Below are 20,455 nucleotides of genomic sequence, written 5' to 3' on the forward strand. Positions count from 1 at the left end.
AACATATAAACTTTAAAATCATGATGAACACCAAATCAATTCTCCGTGAAAGTGCCGCAGGGATAGCGGCCCACGATGAACAGCTGGCATTCAGCTCAAAAGATTTCCACAAAACCTTTGCCCGTCCGGTTTATATCAGGCCAACGCACCTGGTGCACAGGAACGTGGAAAAGGCGGGCGGACATGACCAGTTCTCGACCGAACGCAAACACCCTGTTTTTTTTGTGGACCTGCCCAGCAAAAACGTCAGCATGACCATCGGCGGTCTGCTTCCGGGTCAATTGACGAATCGCCACCGCCACACCTACGAAACGGTACTGTACGTACTGGAAGGTCGAGGATATACTGAAATTGAGGGCGAAAAGGTGGAATGGCAGCAGGGCGATGCGGTGTACATTCCTTCCTGGGCATGGCACAGGCACCAGAACCTGAGCGACGCTGAACCCGCTAAATACATTGCCTGCGAAAATGCGCCTCAGCTGCAAAACCTGGGGGTGGCCCTGCGCGAAGAGGAAGGCCGCGACCTGTAAAATTCAAATAACGCGATCCTCCTTCGGGAGGATCTTAAATCCATTTCGAGATGAAAGAAACACCATTCAAAGGCATTATTGCGTATCCCATTACGCCTTTTACAGCAAACGGGCAGGTCGACCTGCGCCTGTTCAGGTCGCTGGTTGAGCGGCTTGTGCAAAGCGGGGCACACGGCATTGCGCCGCTGGGCAGTACCGGTGTACTCCCCTACCTGAAAGATGAAGAAAAGGAGGCGGTCACAGAGGCCGCCATTCAACAGGCCGGCGGCCGCGTACCTACGCTGGTCGGCGTATCGAACCTGACCACTGCGCAAACCATTTACCATGCGCAGTTTGCCGAAAAGGCAGGCGCTACGGCCGTCATGATCATCCCGATGAGTTACTGGAAACTGACCGACGAGGAAATTGTAAGCCATTTCGACGCGGTGGCGTCTAAAATTTCCATTCCCATTATGGCTTACAACAATCCGGCAACCGGTGGCATCGATATGTCGCCGGCACTGCTGAAAAAGCTTTTACAGATTCCCAATGTAACCATGATCAAGGAAAGCACAGGCGATGTACAGCGCATGCATACCCTGAGGCGCGAACTGGGCGATGAGGTGGCTTTCTATAACGGCTCCAACCCGCTCGCGCTGGCCGCATTCGCAGCCGGTGCCAGGGGCTGGTGCACAGCTGCACCCAACCTCATTCCCGGTTTGACTATGGATCTGTATGCAGCCGTTGCCGCAAACGACCTGGCTGCCGCACAGCACGTGTTTATGCAGCAGCTGGACCTGCTGAAATTTATCGTGGCCAAGGGCCTGCCCCGGGCAATCAAAACCGGCCTGGATCTCCTGGGTGAAAACGGCGGAGAACTCCGAAAACCGCTGTTGCCCTTAACGGCAGCTGAAAAGGTGGAGCTGGAGCAGGTATTGGCGCAACTCAGCGAGACGGCGTAGGTTGAATTCTGCGTTTCGGGCAACTCCCGCTTCCTGTTACACTGATAAGCAATTCCCAGGCGGAATTGCTTTTTTCATGCAGGTACGGCCAGGGGCAATTGGCTGCGCCTGGCGCCGCCAACTTAGGTCACGATCTCCATGTCGGGTTGTGGCGCCATCCTGGATTTTACATAACCTGAATGTTCTGTTCCCCATCGGTCAATCGTGGTCAGCACAGGCAGAATGGTTTCACCAAAGGGTGTCAGGAAATACATTGACTTCTTTGGGTAAATCCCTTCTTCAATACGCTTTTCCAGCACGCCGTCTGCCAGCAGCTCGGCCAGCTGCATTTCTATGACCCGCAGTGGTGCAATGCCGATTGCTTTCTGAATGAGCGCCGGCCGCACGATACCGCGACTGATCGCATCGAGGATGCACATTTTCCATTTGCCGCCAAAAATTTTAAATGCGATCCTGATGCCGCAGTCCAGATCCTCTTCCTGTTTCTTGCTGTACATACATGTAGTTTTGATGCAAAATAACGAATGTTTCGCCGGGGGCCAGTGTTCAGTGATACCGAATCGTTTTTCGGTTATTTTTTTCTACCCCGCCGTGGTTCAAATTTGCAGCATACAATAAAATAACCTGCTGCAAGATGTCAACACGAACCCCCAACAAGCGTTTTCGCTTTAGCCTGGCCGACCTGCCCCTTTTGCTGGTCTGGCTCGTTGTGTTTTATTTTACCTGGCTGTTTATGCATGGTGCGGATCATTTTCTGGCCATGACGCGCGAAGCACTGGGCAAATATTTCCAGATGCGTTATGCGCTGATTGCGCACATTACGGCAGGCGGCGGATCGCTGCTGCTGGGGCTGCTGCAGTTCTGGCCAAAGCTGAGGCTGTATAGTGCACGCACACACCGGGCCATCGGCCTGCTGTACCTGCTGGCCGTACTTGTGAGCAGCCTGACCGCCGTAGCCCTGGCCTTTACCACAGCCTATACAATCAATTGGGCTTATGCCTTCTCCCTTCAGGTCTGGGTCAGTGTCTGGATCAGTTCTACGCTGATCGCCTACATGGCCGCCCTGAAAAAAAAATTCAAAAGCCATCAGGAATGGATGGTTAGAAGTTACCTGGTTACACTGGCTTTCCTGATTTCAGGACTGGCTGTTAAATTACCGGTTGTGCAGCAACTCGGCAGCTTTGAAGACATCAGTCCTTCTTTATTCTGGATGGGGTGGTCGGTACCACTTTACATATACCAGCTTTTCCTGAACTGGAGAGCAAAAAAATAGTGAACAGCCCCTGCCTGAAGGCATCGTACAGCAACCTGCTGCAAGTATGACTTTTGGCGAACCGCTGCACCGGGCTCATCGCGTGTAAAGCAATGATTTCGTCCCGCAGGTCATGGGCCGGTTCATATGCTTCAGCGGCTTATTCAGGATGCCTGCCGGGGGCATTCCGGCAGGCATTTGCTGTTATAATATGCTCACCAGTTCGGCGATCCGGTTCGAAATGCCAACTTCGTTGTCATACCAGGCTACAACCTTGACCATGTTGCCTATGCTTTTGGTCATGCTTCCATCGAGAATGGACGAGTGTGTGTTGCCCAACAGGTCAGACGAAACCAGCTGCTCTTCGGTATACTCCAGGATGCCTTTCAGCGAATTTTCTGCGTAGTGTTTAAACAGGTTGTTCAGCTCCTGTACCGAAACTTCCCTTTTCAGGTTAACGGAGAGGTCGGCGATCGAAACATCGATAACGGGAACACGGTAAGAATAGCCGTCCATTTTTCCCTTCAATGCGGGAAGCACATCGCCGATTGCTTTCGCGGCGCCGGTTGTGGTCGGAATAATGGAGTGAGAAGCCGCACGCGCCCTGCGCAGGTCCTTGTGCGGCGCATCCTGCAGGTTCTGGTCGGCTGTAAACGCATGAACGGTAACCATATAACCAGACACTACGCCAAATTCTTTGTCCAGGATATAGAGGATGGGCGCAATGCTCCCCGTGGTGCAGGATGCCGTTGAATAAATCTGGTCGCCACCAATCTCGTGATCGTTCACTCCGTGTACAATGGTTTTTACGCCGCCCGTAGCGGGCGCAGTGATCAGCACCTTTGCGGCGCCGGCAGTAATGTGGGCCTGCGCAGCCGACCGGTCTGTAAACCTGCCGGTCGACTCGACCACCACATCGACACCCAGCGATGCCCAGGGCAGCCGGGACGGGTCTTTTTCGCTGAACAGGCGAATTTTACGACCGTTTACAATGATATTTTCTCCGTCTTCCTGCACTTCACCCGGAAAACGCCCGTGGGCAGTATCATATTTCAGCAGGTGGGCCAGTGTTTTGATATCAGTCAGGTCATTGACTGCAACGACTTCTGTTCCTGGTTTGTTCTGAAGGGCCCGAAGTGTCATCCGGCCAATTCGACCGAATCCGTTAATTGCAATTTTCATACTCTCTTCATTAATGTTTATATCAGGCCATCATTTCGGTAAGGGAGGTTCTGAAAGCCCTCCGGTAGTCTGAAGGGGTAACCATCAGGTGACGTAAAAAAGTTCTTCTCATGGAGACCAGCCCCCCCAGCCCGCATTGTATTGCGATTTCTTCAAGTGAAGCATCGGTCTCTTCCAGGCGTTTCCGTGCAGCCTCGATCCGCAGTTTCTCTACATATTTGGCGGGCGAAATGCCGGTCTGTTTATGAAATACCCGCGTAAAGTTTCTCGGGCTCATGTTTAAATGGTCGGCCAGGCGTGGGATATCGAGTGGTTCGTGCAGGTGCTCCACCAGCCATGACCGCAACTTGCCGCCAATGTGCTGCTGATCCCCGGCCGGCAGCAGGTTGCCGAACTGGACCTGGAACCCAGGCCTGTTCAGGTAAAAGACCAGCCTGCGGGCCACCTGTGCAGCAATGTCACGACCATGGTCTTCTGCGACCAGAGCCAGTGCCAGGTCTATCCCTGACGATACCCCGCCAGAGGTGTGTACTTTGCCATCGCTGGTATAAAAGGGATTGGGATCAACACGCACCAGGGGATAATTTTTTTGCAGCAGCCTGCTCCGGTCCCAGTGCGTGGTTGCTTTTTTACCGTTCAGCAGTCCGGCCTTGGCAAGAACGAACGCACCGGCACAAATGGAGCCGACACGCCGCATGTGCGGGTAGGCCCTCTCCAGCCAGGCATAAAACACGGCATAGGCCGGGTCGTCCAGGTGCTGAATGCCATTGCTGCCGGCAACAAGTAAGGTGTCAATCGGTCCTGTAATGTCCAGTACGCTGCTGGCACAGCTGATTTCCATGCCCACGCTGTTGGTCACCTGCCTGTTTTCTGTTGGTGATGCCACACGCACCTGGTAACCGGTTTTTTTACCCGCCAGTTCGAGGATCTGGTTGGCACTGCTGAATACATCTGCCGGTCCGGCAAAATCGAGCAGCATGTGCCCGGTCATGGCCACGATCACGACCTGTCTTGCAGCCAGCGGCTCTGCTGAAGATTCTTCCTGGTTCATGCTGCAAATTTACGCAGGAACAGCACAGGCTAAAAGGACATAAATTATACAATTCAGGCCAACTTTCAGCAAGCATTCTCCCCGACCAAATCGCGAAGCAGCACACAGGTGGCCTGCCAGTAAAAGTTCAGGTGTTTATAAATGGTATCTGTGGGGAAGTTTTCTATGTGCAGGCTCAACTTTGTCGTTGCTGTTAATGGGATCAGGGAAAACGTAAGCCGCGTCTGGTTTTCAGGCACATCCGGAAGCCTGGATATCGAACTCAGGTAACTGTAGGCCAGTACGGAGCAGGGTTCAAAACGCAGCACCTTACCGGTATTCACGAAACCTGTGTGGTGAAAGCCCGAGATTTCGATCGTGTTTCCAACGATCCAGTCTGTTGTTACCGTCACATTCATTTCCGGTTCGCCCATCCACAGTTTCATCAGTCGCGGCTCTGTCAGGTAGCGCTATATTTTTTCTGGCCTGGCAGCCATATGGATCGTTTTCTCGATGGTCATGTTTCAGGTTTTGGGCCACTGTAATGCAATGCGGGCACCTGCGGGAGAAAGGGATGTGCAGGTGCATGACGAAGTAATAATACGGAGTTACCGCGTATGGTTGCCAATTGCGCGTGTCAAAATTATGCCAGATAAAGCATAAGCCTCGGAAAAGTGGCGCAGCGATCCGCAAAGCGGCGGGTTGTTTCTTTAATATACAGGCACTCCGGGCAGCAGAAAGCACGTGCCCGTTTCAACGCCATTGCGGTTTGGACGCTGCTTCCACAAAACCATCCGACGCAATTTCTATCGAAAAGTCGAGCATGCGCGGCGGCATACAGGTAATTTTGAAAAACAAAAGGAAGGATCATGTTAAAAGAACTCAACCAGGTCATCGACTATATTGAAGATCATATTCACGACGAGCTAACGCTCGAAATGATCTCCGATTATGCCGGCGTTTCTGACTACCACTTTCGGACGGTGTTTTTTCACCTTTCCGGCTTAACGCTCAGTGAATACATCAAAAACAGGAAGCTGTCTGAAGCCAACAAGGACCTGTTAAATGGCGACAGGGTCACTGATGTGGCTTTTCGATATGGCTATCAATCTATGGATGGGTTTACAAGAGCATTTAAAAAATGGTGCGGAGCGCTGCCGTCAGATGTGGCAAAAAATGGGGTCAGCAGATCATTCCCTAAACTATCATTCATCATTACCGTAAAAGGAGGAAAAACTATGGAATTCAGAACTGAAGAAAAGCCGGCGTTCAATTTCGCCGGCGTAAGCAAACGTGTCCCCATGCAGTTTGAAGGGGTCAACAATGAAATCGTCAAACTTGCGCAAAGCATTACCGAAGCGCAGCGACAGGAAATGCATGCACTACAGGATACTGCGCCATTTGAAATCGTGAATGTTTCTTATAACGCCGATTCTCAATTTATGAAAGAAGAAGGTGAGCTGACGCATTTAATCGGCGTGCTGACCAGCCGGGAACACGCAGGTAACGGTTTAGAAATCTTACGGGTTCAGGCAAATACCTGGGCGGTGTTTCCAAACGAAGGGCCCTTCCCCTCAACGCTCCAGCAAACGATGGCCAGGGTCTATTCAGAGTGGCTTCCGTCTTCAGATTTCGAATTGATTGACGCGCCAACTTTTTCTTTCACAAAAATGGATGCGAACAAAGAAGGGCATGCCTTCAGCGAAGTTTGGGTTGCTGTGCGTAGAAAGTAAAAAAGGCTACGTTAAGCCAGTGCGTAACGTTATTAAACCCGCACGTTAAATCACAAAGAGAACCGCCCCAGGGAATCGCCCGGGGCGGTTTCTTTATTGATCTGTCATCAGCCTGGCCTCCTGCCTGGCCCCTCCGCTTTCGCCCCTGCACCATGGTATAAAGCATAAGAGGTGAACATGTTTGTCCCGGCATTCACGCAGCAACCGCCGAGCCGCTCCTATTTGATCGTTTAAGCGGGATCGACCTGGTCGACGCCGCTGCACTGATCAAGTGAATGGTCAGCCGCAAGTTCATGCATGGTTGGTTGCACCTGCCATGGTTTAACTTGGGATACATCCAGAAGTTCAAACGGAACAAAGAAGGCAAAAGGCTTGATTTTTCGCTGCTTTACCGCTAAATAAACATGATGTTTGACGTTTGGCTGTGTCTCCCGCCCCCCAACCGGTGAAAATGTATGTTTTATTACAACCTAAACGAGGTATCCGGTGTTTGATAAAGAAAAAACGATATGTGGATCATATGGGCACTGCTGGCTGCGATATCGGCTGCACTGGTAATTGTATTGACAAAAGCCGGTCTAAAAAATGTGGATTCCAGTCTTGCTTTTGCCATTCAGGCTGTGCTCATCCTGCTCATTACCTGGTCAGTGGTCTTGTACCAGGGCAGTGCCGGTACGCTTAAAACGCTGGAGCGTGAAACCTGGATCTTTCTTGTTGTTGCAGGCATCTGTACCAGTCTCTCTACACTATTTTCTTACAAGGCCCTGTCACTGGGGCCGGCATCTTACGTGGTCACCATAGAAAGAACCTCGCTGGTCATCGCCATTGTGCTGTCGGTCCTGTTTCTTAAAGAAAAGATCACCTGGCAGCTGGTTGTTGGCGGCGCGGTCATGATAGCCGGAGCGGTGCTTATCGCCGTATCGGGGAATAGTAAGTAGACGGTACTTTAAGCTGCGAACCGCAATGAAGGCGACCCTGAAAACCAGCAAAGCGATCCGCCCATGCCGGCCGAGCATCAGACGATGGTTTTCGGCAAAGGAATACCCACCCCCACCCATGTTGCTTTCAGCCTGGACGGATCTTTTGCTATTTCTTGTCTTATTGTTTAGTGTGATCAGCTGACCACTCATTTGCCAACCATGCGCAGCATTTGCTGCGAGTAACGTTCGCCGGCCACTTCCAGAGCACCCAAGGCACTTTCAATTTCACCCAGCTCCTGCGCGGTAAGTACCAGCCCGGCAGCGCCTGTGTTTTCTTCCAGGCGGCTGATCCGGGTGGTGCCCGGTATGGGTACGATCCAGGGCTTTTGTGCCAGCAGCCAGGCAATGGCCACCTGTGCGTTGGTAACGCCTTTATGCTTCGCGATGTTGGCTAAAGCATCGACCAGACGCTGATTGGCTTTGCGGTTTTCTTCACTGAAACGCGGCACCTGGTTACGCACGTCATCCTCGCTGAATTTGGTGTCAGCCTGAATGGCGCCGGTTAAAAATCCCCTGCCCAGGGGGCTGAATGGCACAAATCCGATTCCGAGTTCTTCCAATGTGGCAAAGATTTCTTTTTCGGGTTCCCGCCACCAAAGAGAATATTCACTTTGCAGGGCGGCTACAGGCTGTACCCCATGGGCCTTCCGAATGCTCTGTTCACTGGCCTCAGACATGCCAAAGTACCTGACCTTGCCTTCGGTGATCAGGTCTTTCACTGTGCCGGCCACCTCTTCTACCGGAACAGCCGGGTCGACACGGTGCTGATACAGCAGGTCAATATGATCTGTGCCTAACCGTTTTAACGCCGCTTCTGTATGCGCACGGATATTTTCAGGGCGGCTGTCTGTTCCCTGCGCGGTCATGGCATTTTTAAAACCAAACTTTGTTGCGATCACCACGTCGTTGCGAAAGGGCGCCAACGCTTCGCCGACAAGCTCCTCATTCACATAAGGTCCATAAGCTTCAGCGCTGTCAAAAAAATTCACCCCCAGTTCAACCGCTCTGCGGATCAACTTTATTGCCGCTGATTTTTCGGTGGCAGGTCCATAACCGAAGCTAAGTCCCATGCAGCCCAGGCCTAAGGCAGAAACCTCCAAGCCACTTGTTCCTAATTTTCTTTTTTGCATCGTTATACTATCTTAAGTTCAACAGCACAAATGTCCGGCCTGTTCTTCGCTTCTCACTTATATGGAACACGGCAAAACCTACCATTTTTACAGGTCGTTATCCCATCGCCCGGTAAATGGTTAAATTTGATCATGGAAGAGATAGAAAAGATCGAAACAGTTGATCAATATAATAAAATGCGGGGTATCACCACACTGCACCCGCTCGTATCGGTCATCGATCTGTCGAAAGCCCGGGCCATGCCTGCCCGCATATTCAATTTTGGGCTGTATGCCATCTACCTGAAACAGACCAAATGCGGTGAATTACGCTATGGACGCAACTATTACGATTACCAGGAAGGTACCTTGGTTTTTGTTGCGCCGTCGCAGATCGTTGGGAAACAACCAAACAGTGAAACTCCCGAACCTAAAGGCTGGGCACTGCTCTTTCATGCCGATCTGATCAAAGCCACGGCGCTGGGCAAACAGATCCAGGCCTATTCCTTTTTCTCGTACGATGTGCGGGAGGCACTCCACTTGTCAGAAAAGGAACAGCAGATCGTACTTGACCTGTTTGGCAAAATTAACTATGAGCTGGAACAGGGCGTAGACAAATACAGCCGCACGCTGATCGTGAACACCATTGAGCTTTTTTTGAATTACAGCGTACGTTTTTACGACCGGCAATTCATTACCCGCGACCAGGCAAACAAGGGCGTGATCGAGCGGTTTGATATGTTGCTGAACGACTACTTACACTCCGGACAGGCTAAGGAACTTGGCTTGCCTTCAGTGGCATATTGTGCAGAAAAGCTGAACTTATCAGCCAACTACTTTGGCGACCTGATCAAAAAAGAAACCGGGCAGTCTGCGCACGAACACATCCAGTCCAAACTCATCGATGCGGCAAAATTGCGGATATTCGATTCAGCAAAGTCGCTGAGCGAGATCGCCTATGAACTGGGCTTCAAATATCCGCAACACTTTACCAGGTTGTTCAAACAACGCGTGGGGCAGACACCACAGGAATACCGGCAGTTAAGTTAGCCTTAAGCAGCACGACTTGCTTTCTGGCTCAGTCAGCATTTGAATCAGATTCAACGATCCATTCAATGCCGTATTTGTCCCTGAACATACCGCCGTACGAGCCCCAGGGACTCTCGCCAATCGGGCCTTCCACCTCCCCGCCTGCGGCGAGCTCGTTAAAAATTCTATCGGCTTCCTCCCGGCTTTCAGCGTTGACGAATATTTTAGACCGGTTCTCCTTTTCGTTTACCGGGCCCATGAACTCAGGAACATCATTGGCGATCAGCACATTGTTTTTACCGATCGGAAGGACGATGGTCATGATCTTGTCTGCCTCTTTTTCGTTGACCGGCATCTCGTCGCTTGCTATATCCTTAAACCGAATGATCTTTGTAAACTCACCGCCAAAAACCGATTTATAAAAGTTAAATGCTTCTTCAGCATTCCCGTTGAAGTTGATCCACGGACCCATTGTTTTCATGGTTTATTAATTTAAGTGTGTTCTAACAATACATTTCAGGAAGCCTATCGCCAGCGGGTTGTTTCTTCCGCTGCTGGTTAATCATTTTTGACGGTTTGCCCATCGGCTGTCGTGACTAGACAGGGAGCCCCCCAAGGCCTTTAAGTTAGCAAAACTCTTTAGTATTCGAAGAGGCCCCGAATGTGAAACGTATACACGCATCGTTGCGGCAATTAAAAAGGGCCGTTGAAACGCCGATATCAGTTTTTCAACCAGCGGGCTTGCCGGCAGGCAAATCCACGACTGCGTGAGTCTTTCGCTACCCTATCTTTCTTTGTATTGCGCGCTGCGAAAGATTCAGGCAGGCCGATTTTGAGGTTTGCCCCACGCTCGGGTTCTGTTTGATCACGGTTTCAAGGAACTGCCTGTTGGCATCGCCCCACTGGTTCATGGCATCAATGACCGGCATCAAAGACCAGCCGATCATTGTTAAAGAGTATTCTACTTTGGGCGGCAGCTGCGGATAGACTTTTTTCTCGATCATGCCATGCTCCTCCAGCTCTTTCAGCTGCACATTCAGTACCCTGCGGCTGGCATCGGGGAACAGCCGAAGCATTTCACTCGGCCGCTTTATATCCATCGAAATGGCGTTGAGTAAGGCCGGCTTCCATTTCCCATTCAGCACCTCCCTGGTCAGGTGCAGACCGCAGTCGATGGCAACAGGTATCTTTCTTTCATACATAACAGTTTCTCCCGGATCAAAAATAAGCATTGTATCGAAATCGGACACAGGGGATAAATTTATCCCCTGGTTATTAGTTTCACCCATATTGTGCCGTTGCCGCGTTTCTCCGAGGTTTGCTCAAAAAAAAAATTGAAAAACCAAATGCAACCTTTATTAGAAAAATACCAGTTGGGCGACCTGAAATTAAAAAACCGGGTCATCATGGCATCAATGACGCGCGGCCGCGCCACGAATGCAGAATTGGTGCCCACACCATTAATGGCCGAATATTATGCGCAACGGGCTTCAGCCGGATTAATTTTAAGCGAAGGTACCTGGATAAACTCCAGTTCGATAGGATTCATTAACGTGCCCGGCCTGTATACGCAGGCGCAGGTTGAGGGCTGGAAACTGGTCACAAGAGCGGTACATAAAAAAGGCGGTCTCATCTTTTCCCAGCTTGGCCATATCGGTGCAGCATCTCATCCGGATCATCTGAACGGCGAACTGCCGGCAGGCCCGTCTGCCATTAATCCGCAGACAAAATCCTTCACCCCGAACGGCTTTAAAGATACGCTGACGCCGCGCGAACTAACCGTAGCTGAGATCAAACAGATCATACAGGATTACAGGCAGGCAGCCGCAAATGCCAAAGCGGCGGGATTTGACGGCATAGAGATCCACGCGCATGCCGGCATGCTGATCCCGCAGTTTCTGAGTCTGGCCACCAACCAACGTACAGACGAATACGGAGGCCGGATTGAAAACCGTGCGCGCCTGGTATTTGACATCCTGGATGCCATTACAGAAGTCTGGAACAGCAACCGGGTCGGCATAAAGTTTAATCCGGTAGCCATCAGCAATGTGGGTATTGTTAGGCCCGATGAAGAGACGATACCACTGTTCCGGTACATGCTCAGAAAATTAAGCAATTATAACCTGGCTTACCTACAGCTGGAAGGGCCGGCGGAAGATTTGACCGGTACACCGGTAGCGGCCTTACAGCAAAACTATTTCGGCCATTTCCGTGAAAACTACCAGGGCACACTCATGGCAAATCTGGGCTTTACGCAGGAGAGCGGCAATGCCATTTTAAGCGAAGGTATTGCAGACTTGGTATCTTTTGGTACCGCTTTCATTGCCAACCCTGATCTCGTTGAGCGTTTTGAGAATCACCAGCCGCTTTCAGATAGTGACCGGGACACGTATTACACCGGCGGTGAAAAAGGGTATACGGACTATCCCGCGGCAAATTATGGTGGCAGTGCCGGTTAAACAGGTGGACGGCATTCAGATAATGGCTGAGGAAGATTGCTTCGCTGCAGGTCAGGTTTAGCGTTTGGCAGATTGCGGGATAACCCGTACGCATCGTTGCCTATGAAAGCAGGGACCTGCTGCTTATATCCTGGTCAAATTTTAAAAAACAGCTATTTGAGCATGGAGGCGTGCTTAGCTTTAGGCCCGGATAGATCTTGCTTTTAGCGGTCGAGCCAGTTGTCGGTGCGGCGGCGGGGAATTTGCTCACCAGTACGCTTGTGCAACCTCAGGATTAAAATCAAGCCCTATATTTGATTCATATCCGTATGCACCGGCATATTAATTTTCGCATATGACAACACTTTACCGATTTCCTCCCAAAGATGTCCCTGCCTCTGATGCTACCTTTATTAAAGGACGGGCGGGGGTATTTGCCAAACTTAAGGTCGAGTCAAAAGCTGATAAACGTCTGGTGTTCTTAACAGAACACACGCTGATTTTTGTAATCAGCGGACAAAAACTATTGCATCTTCCTGATCAGACATTTGCCGCCGGTCCAAACCAGGTTGTTCTTTTAAAAAAAGGCATCTATGTTATGGCAGAATACCTTGAAAATGAACCAAATTTCGAAGCTATACTGCTATTCCTGCCGGCAAAAATACTGCAAACGATGGCAGCGTCCTTTGTTTTTCCAAACGCGGCCGCACTGGACATGCCGTTCATTTCCTTTCAAAGTAATGAGTTGATTAACATGTGTAAGAGACAGTTGAGGCAGTATTTTTTTCAACCTTTACAGGAAGCTGATGCCCTGCTCGAAACGAAGCAGAAAGAAATGCTGCTTCTTTTGATGTCGGCAGGTTACAGAACAGAAGTTGGCCAATTTATAAAAGCGGCTACAAGTGCCACCGCACAGGATCTGGATTACGTACTGACAACCTACCTTCTCCATCCGGTATCTCTTGCGGAACTTGCCAGCCTGACCAACCGGAGCCTCGCTACTTTCAAGCGTGATTTTCAGCGCAAGTACGGTTGTGCACCCAGAAAATGGATGAACAGGGAACGGTTAAAGCAGGCAGGTTTGCTGCTCAACAATACGGACCGTCAGATCGCAGAAATTGCCACAGCCTGTGGTTTCGAAAACACCTCTTATTTCATCCGTATCTTCAGAAACCAATATGGAATGACACCTGCCGATTTTCGAGCCGATCAGGGTATAGATTGAGCTGATCTTACTATCAGGGTTGCCGACAGACCCGCTAGTTTTGTAAAAAAAAAGCTAATGAAAATTTTATTGATTGGTGGCAATGGCACGATCGGCAAAAAGGTAGCAGCTGGCCTGAGCCTTCAGCACGAGCTAATTTTCGCCGCCAGAACTACGGGAGACATTCAGGTAGATATCACTTCAGCTACATCTATTGAAGAAATGTTCAGGGCCAGTGGGATCATCGATGCCTGCGTTTGCACGGCCGGCACGGGCTATTATGGCCCCTTCGACACCATGACAGCAAACGATATGCTGCCAGGAATCGAAGGGAAACTGATGGGGCAGATTAACCTCGTTTTGATCGGCAAATCATATCTCGCCGAAGGCGGTTCATTTACCCTAACCTCCGGTATTGCCGCCAATCATCCCGCTAGACATGGGTCCTGCGTAGCTACGATCAATGGCGCAATCAACAGCTTTGTTCTGGCAGCATCCCAGGAGCTGCGTCAGGACCGGCGGATCAATGTTGTCAGCCCCGGACTGGTTGAAGATAGCGCAGAAAGGTACGGACATTTGTTTCCCGGCTATAACCTGGTTCCGATGGTGAAAGTGGTCAATGCATATAAGCTCAGCATTGAGGGAGCGATCAATGGAAAAATACTAAAAGTTTTTTCCTGAAAACCTGGGCATTTTGATCATCCGGTTTCACATTTGATGTTCGAGGTAACGGGCGTCACTTAACTTGTTATCGGGTGCAAAATTTCCGTCCTCGCGCAGTTTGGACTATGTTGCAACAGATGCCGTTGCCCGATTTGCAGCCTCATTTACGATCTGCAAAGAGATCCGCTATTGCAAACGATTCGTCTACCAGACAATAAATGTTCATATCCGGATATTCTGTGTCAGATTCAAAAACAAGCGATACTTCGGCGTCCGGGTAAAAACATATCTTCTTTAACTTAAGCGAACGTTGCAGATTTGTATCATTTTTGCTGCTGGCTGATAAGCAGAAGCCGCGCACGCGGCATCTGTGAGTTCGGCAGCCACGGCTCTTGTTATCTCGTGCAGGGTGTTTTTATTAAAACCCAGGAGCCACGCCCCCGCCTGCGCCATCAAGTCATTGAAATCGTTTGTTTCGCCTTGTCGTCGAAGCGTTTAAAGTCTTTAAATGGGTCCATGGGCGTCGCTAAAAAGGTCAAAGCCAATTTATGTCATTTTTCAGAAACGGTAAGCACTGCTCTTGCGTGCCGTCGGCTGATGGGCTACTGATAGATCAGATCAAGCAATTGCCTGAGTGCTTTTTTGATCTCTTGCTGTCCGGCGGGTTGTCGAATATCGATCCCGCAGAAAGGATTTTCCTGCATGTTGGCATGCAGTGTCAAATAATAAACACCCCCCATGAGCAACGCATACATGGCCCTGAAATTTTTATCGCCTGGATCAAAATGTTTGTCAAAAACTTCCAGCAGCACCTGTTCGCCGGTCCTCTCGCGTTTCAGGTCGAGTTCTTTTAAAGCTGCCGACCTTTCGCTCAGCCCCCAGGTAATGATCCTGCGCATTTCCTCGTTGCCAGACAAACTGTCAAACTGATCTTCCAGTACTCCATAGGCAAGCGCTTTTCCGGAATCCTGGCCAGCATTTTCTATGAGATCCGCAACGTCGTCGGGATTGATCTTCCAGTAGTCTTTATACTCCAGGTATGATCTGACCAGTCCTTCCAGGCCTCCGAAATAATCATATATCAGCCGCCTGTCTACCCCGGCTTCAAGGGCGACTCTTGCGGCGCTCAAACCTGAGAAACCGTTCATTTCCAGTATTTTTCCGACCGAGTTGATCAGGTTCGCCTTTGTACGTTCCTTATTTCTAACCGGCCCGTTGGTGATCTTCCGTACCATATTGTATCGTTTGCTGCAACCTCATTCTTTTTTCCTGGCTCAAAGGCGGCTAAAAGACTCCGTCCCGAGCCATCGTATTTAACAGCCGGAAAATTTGAAGAGCACCGCACTTTCTGACCAGGGATGTTTAAATTTATCACAATATTGTGATATAGATTATAAATCGACAAGATAGTAAAACTTGATGCTCTTCAATACATTTTTCGGAGGCAAATGCCTGATGAGCGGCCCGACATCAGGGCTGATCCTGTTAAAATTGGTCTGGCGCATGTCTTTGCCCCGACCGAACTTTGCGTCGAGATATCTGGGAATCCTGTTGATTTGTTTGCTGTTCAATTCGTGCAGCGGCTCTGCCGATGAGGATTCAAAGAGGGCCGGACAAAAACAAGCCCGGACAGAGACAGGCAACACCAGGTCAAACCGAAATCTCCCGGAAATTGCCGGCACCCGGACAGAACCGCGTACCGACATAGAAGTAATGGAAGAAAAATCCATTCTGTTTAACGGGCGGCTGAAACGTTATTTCTCTCTGATTCAATTTAAGGCCGTACTTGGCGAGCCAGACAGCAGCAAATTATTGGGCGAAGTGGAACCGTGCACCAACATCTTCCAGGAAGCGGATGGCTCGATCGACCCGCAGACCAGGTATCTCTTTAAAAACGGCTCACGGTTTGAAAACGCTCAGGACCGCGTAGCCGTAGATCAAATAAATTTCATGTATGGCGACTATCTGGTTTTTAATGATATTACACTGAACAGGCATACGACACTGGCTGAGTTGAAAAGGTTATTTCCGCAAGCCGGCAAGCGTGTGGGTTTGATGGAGGTAGCCGGTTCGGGTAAACTGCAGGTGATGCAATTGCGCGAGGACGAGAACAATCAATCTGACGGGCACATCAATATTTTTTTTAAACAGGGTAAACTCTATTCCCTGCAATGGTGGTTTCCCTGTTAAAATGATAGCCGGCACTACCCTGAGCGGTAACCGCTTTAGCCAAAATAAGTCTTGACATGAAAACGCGATTTATAAAACTCTTTTTGTGCCTGAGTATGCTTGCTGTGCCTGCAAGCGGCAAAACCTATCAGCTTACCTTTGCAGACCAAACAACATCTTTCAGCTTGCGCCTTTCCTGTACCACAGAGGGAAAAGGTGCCTTTGTACAAACAACAGACAAAAAGATTTTATACCACTGCAGCTTAAAAAATTTACGGGTAGTGTCTTGACGAATACCCATAAGCAGCGCGAGGGTTTTCATTATGAGTGGAATGAGTTCTTGAACGGGAAAATTACAGGCATTTACGGAATTACCGAACAGGCTGGAAAAGTAACCGAAGCCTGGTACCTACGCCATAAAGACCGGCGGCGGTTTAATTTCACCGCTGTAGCAGCTGCTTCGTTTGATGAAATGCAAAAATACCTGCTACACGGTGTGTTGATCAGCTTTGCATGGAACAGTGCAGACAGCCAATTTATGCTCAGCTATCCGGATGGAAAAGTAAGTACCCCCAGCTTCCTGTCGCTCGACGCACCTGATGTGGCCAGATCTGCCTACATCAAAGACTACAATTTTGACGGGTACGACGACCTGGCCTTCTCGCTCCCGGATGCCGGGATGGGTGTTTACCAAACGTTCAACATCTGGCTGTATGACCCCGCTGCCAAACGTTTCAAGTCCTTGCAGGAAAGTCAGGATGTACGTGCAAAATGCTCCTGCCTTTGCAATGTTACGCTGAATGTCAAACAGAAACTCTTGTACTCGGCCTGCCGGGGCGGCGCACGGTGGTGGCAGGATGTGTACCACATCGACAAACGCAACCGGTTGGTCTGGCTGCGGTCTTCAGAAAAATGAATGGTGTTTGTTTCATCGTGCTGTGCAAGATGTGCTTAATCTGGCAGATAGCAGCCGGGATGGCGGGAAGCGAGCTCATGCTTACCGGTTATCCTGTCTTTCTTACCGGTCAAGGAGCCGCCTGTGGTAATTGACCTGCCCCAGGTGATAACTGAGGTGCATGGCCAGATGAACAAGAAAATACCCCGTAGTTTGCCGGGTACCGTTTACTTCGTCCGGGTATTCGGTCTGCATTTGAACGTCTGTAAGAAGCGGAAGCGTTGCTTCGACCATGGCAATGGTTTGCTTAATTTTATCAATGAGCTCGGCTCTTGGCAAATTTTTCTGCGAAAACTCTTCCGGCCGGTTACGGATGTAGCCGGAGTGGCCGAGAGCCCCGCCGATATATGCATTGAGGTTACCTGCAAGATGCAGGCACAGGTTACCGGCCGAGTTGAGAATGTTATGGTCAATGCGCCAGATATTGGCTTCATCTTGATAAAGTTCCAATTCCTCTTTCAGTTTATTGAGATCGCGGATGAGCAAGGTTTTCAGTGTCGTGCTAAGCATAATGGTCTTTTGGGTCAAGGTAACAATAACGACCGGTACGGGCAAGATCTGAAAGATCTGGGCCTGACGCTTCGGCCAGACCGGGAACAATGGCATCGCCAGGTATCATTGGCATCGGCTTATTTCCGGTCTGCATTCAGCAAGGTGGTGGTAACGCTCCAACCGGGCTCCTGGTGGATTCTGTAGCGTCCATGATCAGGCACCATACCCCGGTTTATCATGCCATTCATACTTCAAGATTGCTATTTTGGTTAATGAGCAGGGAAAGAGTCTGGCACAGCGCGGCGATCTCTTCTTCTGTATTGTAATAATGTACCGATGTACGAACCACCGCACGAAGCCCGTTCTTTTCCATGTAGATGGGCGTTGCCTGTGAGCCGCCCACGGAAACGTTGATACCGCGCTCAGCAAGCTTTCTTTTGACATCTTCGCTTTCCATGCCCTTTACCGAGAAAGTAACAATACCACTCAGCCAGTAACCAGCGTCATGTACAGCGATTGCTGGATTCTCCGCAAGTTGCTGCCTTAACAGTACCGCTAGATATTTGATGCGGTCCCATATCCGGTTTACTCCGATATTCAGGGCATACTCAACGGCTTTCCCCAGTCCAAGGGTCAGGGCACGGTTTTTCTCATATAACTCGAACCGACGTGCATCCTGCCGCAGCGTATAGCCAGACAGCGAAACATTTCCCGCACCAAAAAAGTCCAATAAAACGGGCTTTACCTTATCCTGACTGGCTTTCTTTACAAACAGAAAGCCGGTTCCCCGGGGTGCACGAAGATACTTACGCCCTGTAGCCGATAACATATCACACTTGATTCGCTTAACGTCTAAGGGCAATTGTCCGGCACTCTGGCAGGCATCAAGTAAATACAGTATTCCGTGCTTTTCAGCGATCTCACCTATTTGTTCGGCCGGCAGAATGCTGCCGCCGGATGACGAAACGTGGGTAACTGCGATCAGTTTGGTTTTAGCGGTAATCGCTTTCTCTAGCTTTTCTAACGAGAAGTTGCCCAGGGCGTCATTGGAAATCACATTTATTTTAATCCCAGCCTCTTTCGCGCTGGCCAAACCAATGAGGCCTGTTACATATTCCATCTCACTGGTAATGATTTCGTCGCCGGCCTCGAAGGATAGGCCTTTGAAAACCGTCGCCCAGGCCGCACTTGCGTTTTCAAAGACTGCGATCTCTTCCCGGTCTGCATTGACCAGCTCAGCCAGCTTGTCATAAACGCCATTTATCCCTGCAATATGTTTTGCCTCGGTTTCATATCCACCAGCCAAGGCTTCCTCCCGTAAATAATCGACAACGGTGTCGACCACAACGTCTGGCGGCAGGGAGGCTCCGGCATTGTTAAAATGAATGAGTTTGGTACTTCCTTTAGTCTGCGAACGAATCATATCGAGTTCATCGCTGAGTATTTTAGTCTCCATACCTGAATTACTACTGTTTCTTTTATGCTTAATTTTGTATAGGCTCTTCCTGGTCCATCACCTCCCGGCTGCACTTTTCGAAGTTACAGGATTGTGTGGTTATCAGGCAATCAGAGGGCTGCATTCGAAGAAATAACACATTTGCATGGCAAACGCCGGCTTATGGATAGCGAGCCGTAGCTTGTTAAACCCGGTTATTGAAAGTTACCTTGTTTTTCATAGTTAAGAAACGCATCACACCTCCCCTTCTCAGTTCTCAATTAAAGCTGAACGCTCCGGACCTGTTTGATTACCTGAGTTTGCCAATACGGCCACCCGCGATGCAGGGACTTGTAATTTACCGCCAGGTTTTGTAATACCAGGCAACCTTGTTCCCGCTTCCCCGGCAGCCGACTTTGATGCAAGCTCAAGGAAACAGGCCCTTAAAATAAAGGTTCCGGTAACCCGGAACCCCTACATTAAAACGGATATAAGAAATCACAAATATCCTGCATAAAGCTACGCTTACAACGACCGTTCCGGATAGAAAAACAGACGACTGAAAAGCAGCCCACCCGGCCCCGGGACGACGAAGTACGGCTGCACCAAACCTTTCTCGGCGTTAACCGGCATGAGGAAACCAAATGCGCTTGTCTGGCTTTTTGTCTCGGTATCCTCAAACGCCCATTGGTCTGTTGTACCCGCTTTCGTAAAACAGATGTCGGTTGCTCGTAAATCATTGGTTGTTGAAAAGTGTTCAACGGGCAGGTAGTCGACATATACCCATGTTTTAGGTTTTACATTTTTTGCCAGGTAATAGCGGTATTCCTGCCCGGTTGTAGCATCCTTCCTGTACATAGAAATATCAAAAGGGGCATTGTCAATGCTATACTGTACATAAAAGCCCAGCCTGTTTAAAGCAGGATCTGCCGCAGGCGGGTTGACCTCCACTATTCGGCCATCAGCGTAGATAAAGTTGAATGCAGCCTTTGAGCCGCTTTGCGGCAGGGGTTTGCTGTACAGCACCTTTTTGGTGTCGGTATCAGTAATTGTAAGAAACCGCTCTTTTTCTCCCCGGTAAGGAAAAACGATGTTAAACGTGCCGGTTGTTCCGGGGTTGTAGCTATAATTATTTGCTGTATATTTTACAGTATCAATGGCTATTTGCCAGGGGCCGGCACTTCCGTTGTAGCCGTTCAGCACGATATGCATGGCCCGCTCAACATCCTGTTTCTCTTTCTTGCATGCCCCAAAAGCGGAGCAAAGCAAGGCCAGCGTTACAATTCTGGTAATGTGTGTAATAGTTTTCATTG

The 20,455-nt window shown here is 49.8% G+C and carries 23 protein-coding genes; 11 read left to right on the plus strand and 12 right to left on the minus strand.

Annotated elements, in window-relative coordinates:
* Positions 1–20: 20 nt before the first annotated feature.
* Entirely contained in the window at positions 21–530 is a 510-nt protein-coding gene (locus C7T94_RS14015; protein ID WP_239495020.1) for a cupin domain-containing protein, read from the plus strand.
* Positions 531–580: 50 nt separating this feature from the next.
* On the plus strand, positions 581–1,471 hold the full coding sequence (locus C7T94_RS14020; RefSeq protein ID WP_107215907.1) for a dihydrodipicolinate synthase family protein: 891 nt from the start codon (positions 581–583) through the stop codon (positions 1,469–1,471).
* 122 nt (positions 1,472–1,593) lie between these two features.
* On the opposite strand, the gene C7T94_RS14025 is transcribed toward C7T94_RS14020, so the two are convergent.
* Positions 1,594–1,968: a winged helix-turn-helix transcriptional regulator gene (locus C7T94_RS14025; RefSeq protein WP_107215908.1), complete on the minus strand. Its 375-nt coding sequence runs from the start codon at positions 1,966–1,968 to the stop codon at positions 1,594–1,596.
* A gap of 137 nt (positions 1,969–2,105) precedes the next feature.
* On the opposite strand from C7T94_RS14025, the gene C7T94_RS14030 reads away from it, so the two are divergent.
* Positions 2,106–2,744: a DUF2306 domain-containing protein gene (locus C7T94_RS14030; RefSeq protein WP_107215909.1), complete on the plus strand. Its 639-nt coding sequence runs from the start codon at positions 2,106–2,108 to the stop codon at positions 2,742–2,744.
* Positions 2,745–2,927: 183 nt separating this feature from the next.
* Here C7T94_RS14030 and gap read toward each other — a convergent pair whose 3' ends face one another.
* The 3 genes from gap to C7T94_RS14045 all read right to left on the minus strand — a co-directional run bounded on the left by gap (position 2,928) and on the right by C7T94_RS14045 (position 5,399).
* Positions 2,928–3,905 carry a type I glyceraldehyde-3-phosphate dehydrogenase gene (gene gap / locus C7T94_RS14035; protein ID WP_107215910.1) on the minus strand — a complete coding sequence of 326 codons (978 nt, stop codon included), beginning with the start codon at positions 3,903–3,905 and terminating at the stop codon, positions 2,928–2,930.
* Positions 3,906–3,927: 22 nt separating this feature from the next.
* A complete protein-coding gene (locus C7T94_RS14040) occupies positions 3,928–4,956 on the minus strand; it encodes a GlxA family transcriptional regulator (protein ID WP_107215911.1) in 1,029 nt (342 codons plus the stop codon).
* 65 nt (positions 4,957–5,021) lie between these two features.
* Entirely contained in the window at positions 5,022–5,399 is a 378-nt protein-coding gene (locus C7T94_RS14045; protein WP_262503108.1) for an SRPBCC family protein, read from the minus strand.
* Positions 5,400–5,804: 405 nt separating this feature from the next.
* On the opposite strand from C7T94_RS14045, the gene C7T94_RS14050 reads away from it, so the two are divergent.
* Positions 5,805–6,668 (plus strand): AraC family transcriptional regulator, encoded by an 864-nt coding sequence (locus tag C7T94_RS14050; RefSeq protein ID WP_107215913.1) that lies wholly within the window; start codon positions 5,805–5,807, stop codon positions 6,666–6,668.
* Between the two features lie 509 nt (positions 6,669–7,177).
* Positions 7,178–7,606, plus strand: a complete 429-nt coding sequence (locus tag C7T94_RS14055; protein WP_107215914.1) for an EamA family transporter — start codon at positions 7,178–7,180, stop codon at positions 7,604–7,606.
* Between the two features lie 188 nt (positions 7,607–7,794).
* On the opposite strand, the gene C7T94_RS14060 is transcribed toward C7T94_RS14055, so the two are convergent.
* Positions 7,795–8,778, minus strand: a complete 984-nt coding sequence (locus C7T94_RS14060) for an aldo/keto reductase (RefSeq protein ID WP_107215915.1) — start codon at positions 8,776–8,778, stop codon at positions 7,795–7,797.
* A 132-nt stretch (positions 8,779–8,910) separates the two neighbouring features.
* On the opposite strand from C7T94_RS14060, the gene C7T94_RS14065 reads away from it, so the two are divergent.
* Positions 8,911–9,807 (plus strand): helix-turn-helix domain-containing protein, encoded by an 897-nt coding sequence (locus tag C7T94_RS14065; protein ID WP_107215916.1) that lies wholly within the window; start codon positions 8,911–8,913, stop codon positions 9,805–9,807.
* Between the two features lie 28 nt (positions 9,808–9,835).
* Here the strand turns inward: C7T94_RS14065 and C7T94_RS14070 are convergent, their stop codons facing one another.
* Together C7T94_RS14070 and C7T94_RS14075 are read right to left on the minus strand one after the other, a co-directional pair.
* Positions 9,836–10,267, minus strand: a complete 432-nt coding sequence (locus C7T94_RS14070; RefSeq protein WP_107215917.1) for a VOC family protein — start codon at positions 10,265–10,267, stop codon at positions 9,836–9,838.
* Between the two features lie 298 nt (positions 10,268–10,565).
* Complete coding sequence (locus C7T94_RS14075; protein ID WP_107216136.1) at positions 10,566–10,988, minus strand: winged helix-turn-helix transcriptional regulator; 423 nt, start codon at positions 10,986–10,988, stop codon at positions 10,566–10,568.
* 144 nt (positions 10,989–11,132) lie between these two features.
* On the opposite strand from C7T94_RS14075, the gene C7T94_RS14080 reads away from it, so the two are divergent.
* The 3 genes from C7T94_RS14080 (at position 11,133) to C7T94_RS14090 (ending at position 14,109) form a co-directional block, all read left to right on the plus strand.
* Positions 11,133–12,245 (plus strand): alkene reductase, encoded by a 1,113-nt coding sequence (locus tag C7T94_RS14080; RefSeq protein ID WP_204353284.1) that lies wholly within the window; start codon positions 11,133–11,135, stop codon positions 12,243–12,245.
* A 334-nt stretch (positions 12,246–12,579) separates the two neighbouring features.
* The gene (locus C7T94_RS14085) at positions 12,580–13,449 is read left to right on the plus strand and encodes a helix-turn-helix transcriptional regulator (protein WP_107215919.1); all 870 of its coding nucleotides are present in this window, start codon (positions 12,580–12,582) and stop codon (positions 13,447–13,449) included.
* A 57-nt stretch (positions 13,450–13,506) separates the two neighbouring features.
* Positions 13,507–14,109, plus strand: coding sequence for a short chain dehydrogenase (locus C7T94_RS14090; protein WP_107215920.1), 603 nt, complete (start codon positions 13,507–13,509; stop codon positions 14,107–14,109).
* Between the two features lie 584 nt (positions 14,110–14,693).
* Here C7T94_RS14090 and C7T94_RS14095 read toward each other — a convergent pair.
* Positions 14,694–15,326: a TetR/AcrR family transcriptional regulator gene (locus C7T94_RS14095; RefSeq protein WP_107215921.1), complete on the minus strand. Its 633-nt coding sequence runs from the start codon at positions 15,324–15,326 to the stop codon at positions 14,694–14,696.
* Between the two features lie 184 nt (positions 15,327–15,510).
* On the opposite strand from C7T94_RS14095, the gene C7T94_RS14100 reads away from it, so the two are divergent.
* Entirely contained in the window at positions 15,511–16,281 is a 771-nt protein-coding gene (locus C7T94_RS14100; protein ID WP_107215922.1) for a hypothetical protein, read from the plus strand.
* 265 nt (positions 16,282–16,546) lie between these two features.
* A complete protein-coding gene (locus tag C7T94_RS14105) occupies positions 16,547–17,176 on the plus strand; it encodes an XAC2610-related protein (protein ID WP_107215923.1) in 630 nt (209 codons plus the stop codon).
* 102 nt (positions 17,177–17,278) lie between these two features.
* Here the strand turns inward: C7T94_RS14105 and C7T94_RS14110 are convergent, their stop codons facing one another.
* The 4 genes from C7T94_RS14110 to C7T94_RS14120 form a co-directional block, all read right to left on the minus strand.
* Positions 17,279–17,725, minus strand: a complete 447-nt coding sequence (locus tag C7T94_RS14110) for a DinB family protein (protein ID WP_107215924.1) — start codon at positions 17,723–17,725, stop codon at positions 17,279–17,281.
* Positions 17,718–17,840 (minus strand): hypothetical protein, encoded by a 123-nt coding sequence (locus tag C7T94_RS19675; protein WP_262503104.1) that lies wholly within the window; start codon positions 17,838–17,840, stop codon positions 17,718–17,720. Before C7T94_RS19675 ends, C7T94_RS14110 begins: the two co-directional genes overlap by 8 nt.
* Before the next feature lie 111 nt (positions 17,841–17,951).
* Positions 17,952–19,163, minus strand: a complete 1,212-nt coding sequence (locus C7T94_RS14115) for an aminotransferase class V-fold PLP-dependent enzyme (RefSeq protein ID WP_107215925.1) — start codon at positions 19,161–19,163, stop codon at positions 17,952–17,954.
* A gap of 504 nt (positions 19,164–19,667) precedes the next feature.
* Positions 19,668–20,453, minus strand: a complete 786-nt coding sequence (locus C7T94_RS14120; RefSeq protein WP_107215926.1) for a hypothetical protein — start codon at positions 20,451–20,453, stop codon at positions 19,668–19,670.
* Positions 20,454–20,455 lie beyond the last annotated feature (2 nt).

The organism is Pedobacter yulinensis (assembly GCF_003029735.1).
In the GTDB taxonomy this organism is placed as follows: Bacteria; Bacteroidota; Bacteroidia; order Sphingobacteriales; family Sphingobacteriaceae; genus Pedobacter; species Pedobacter yulinensis.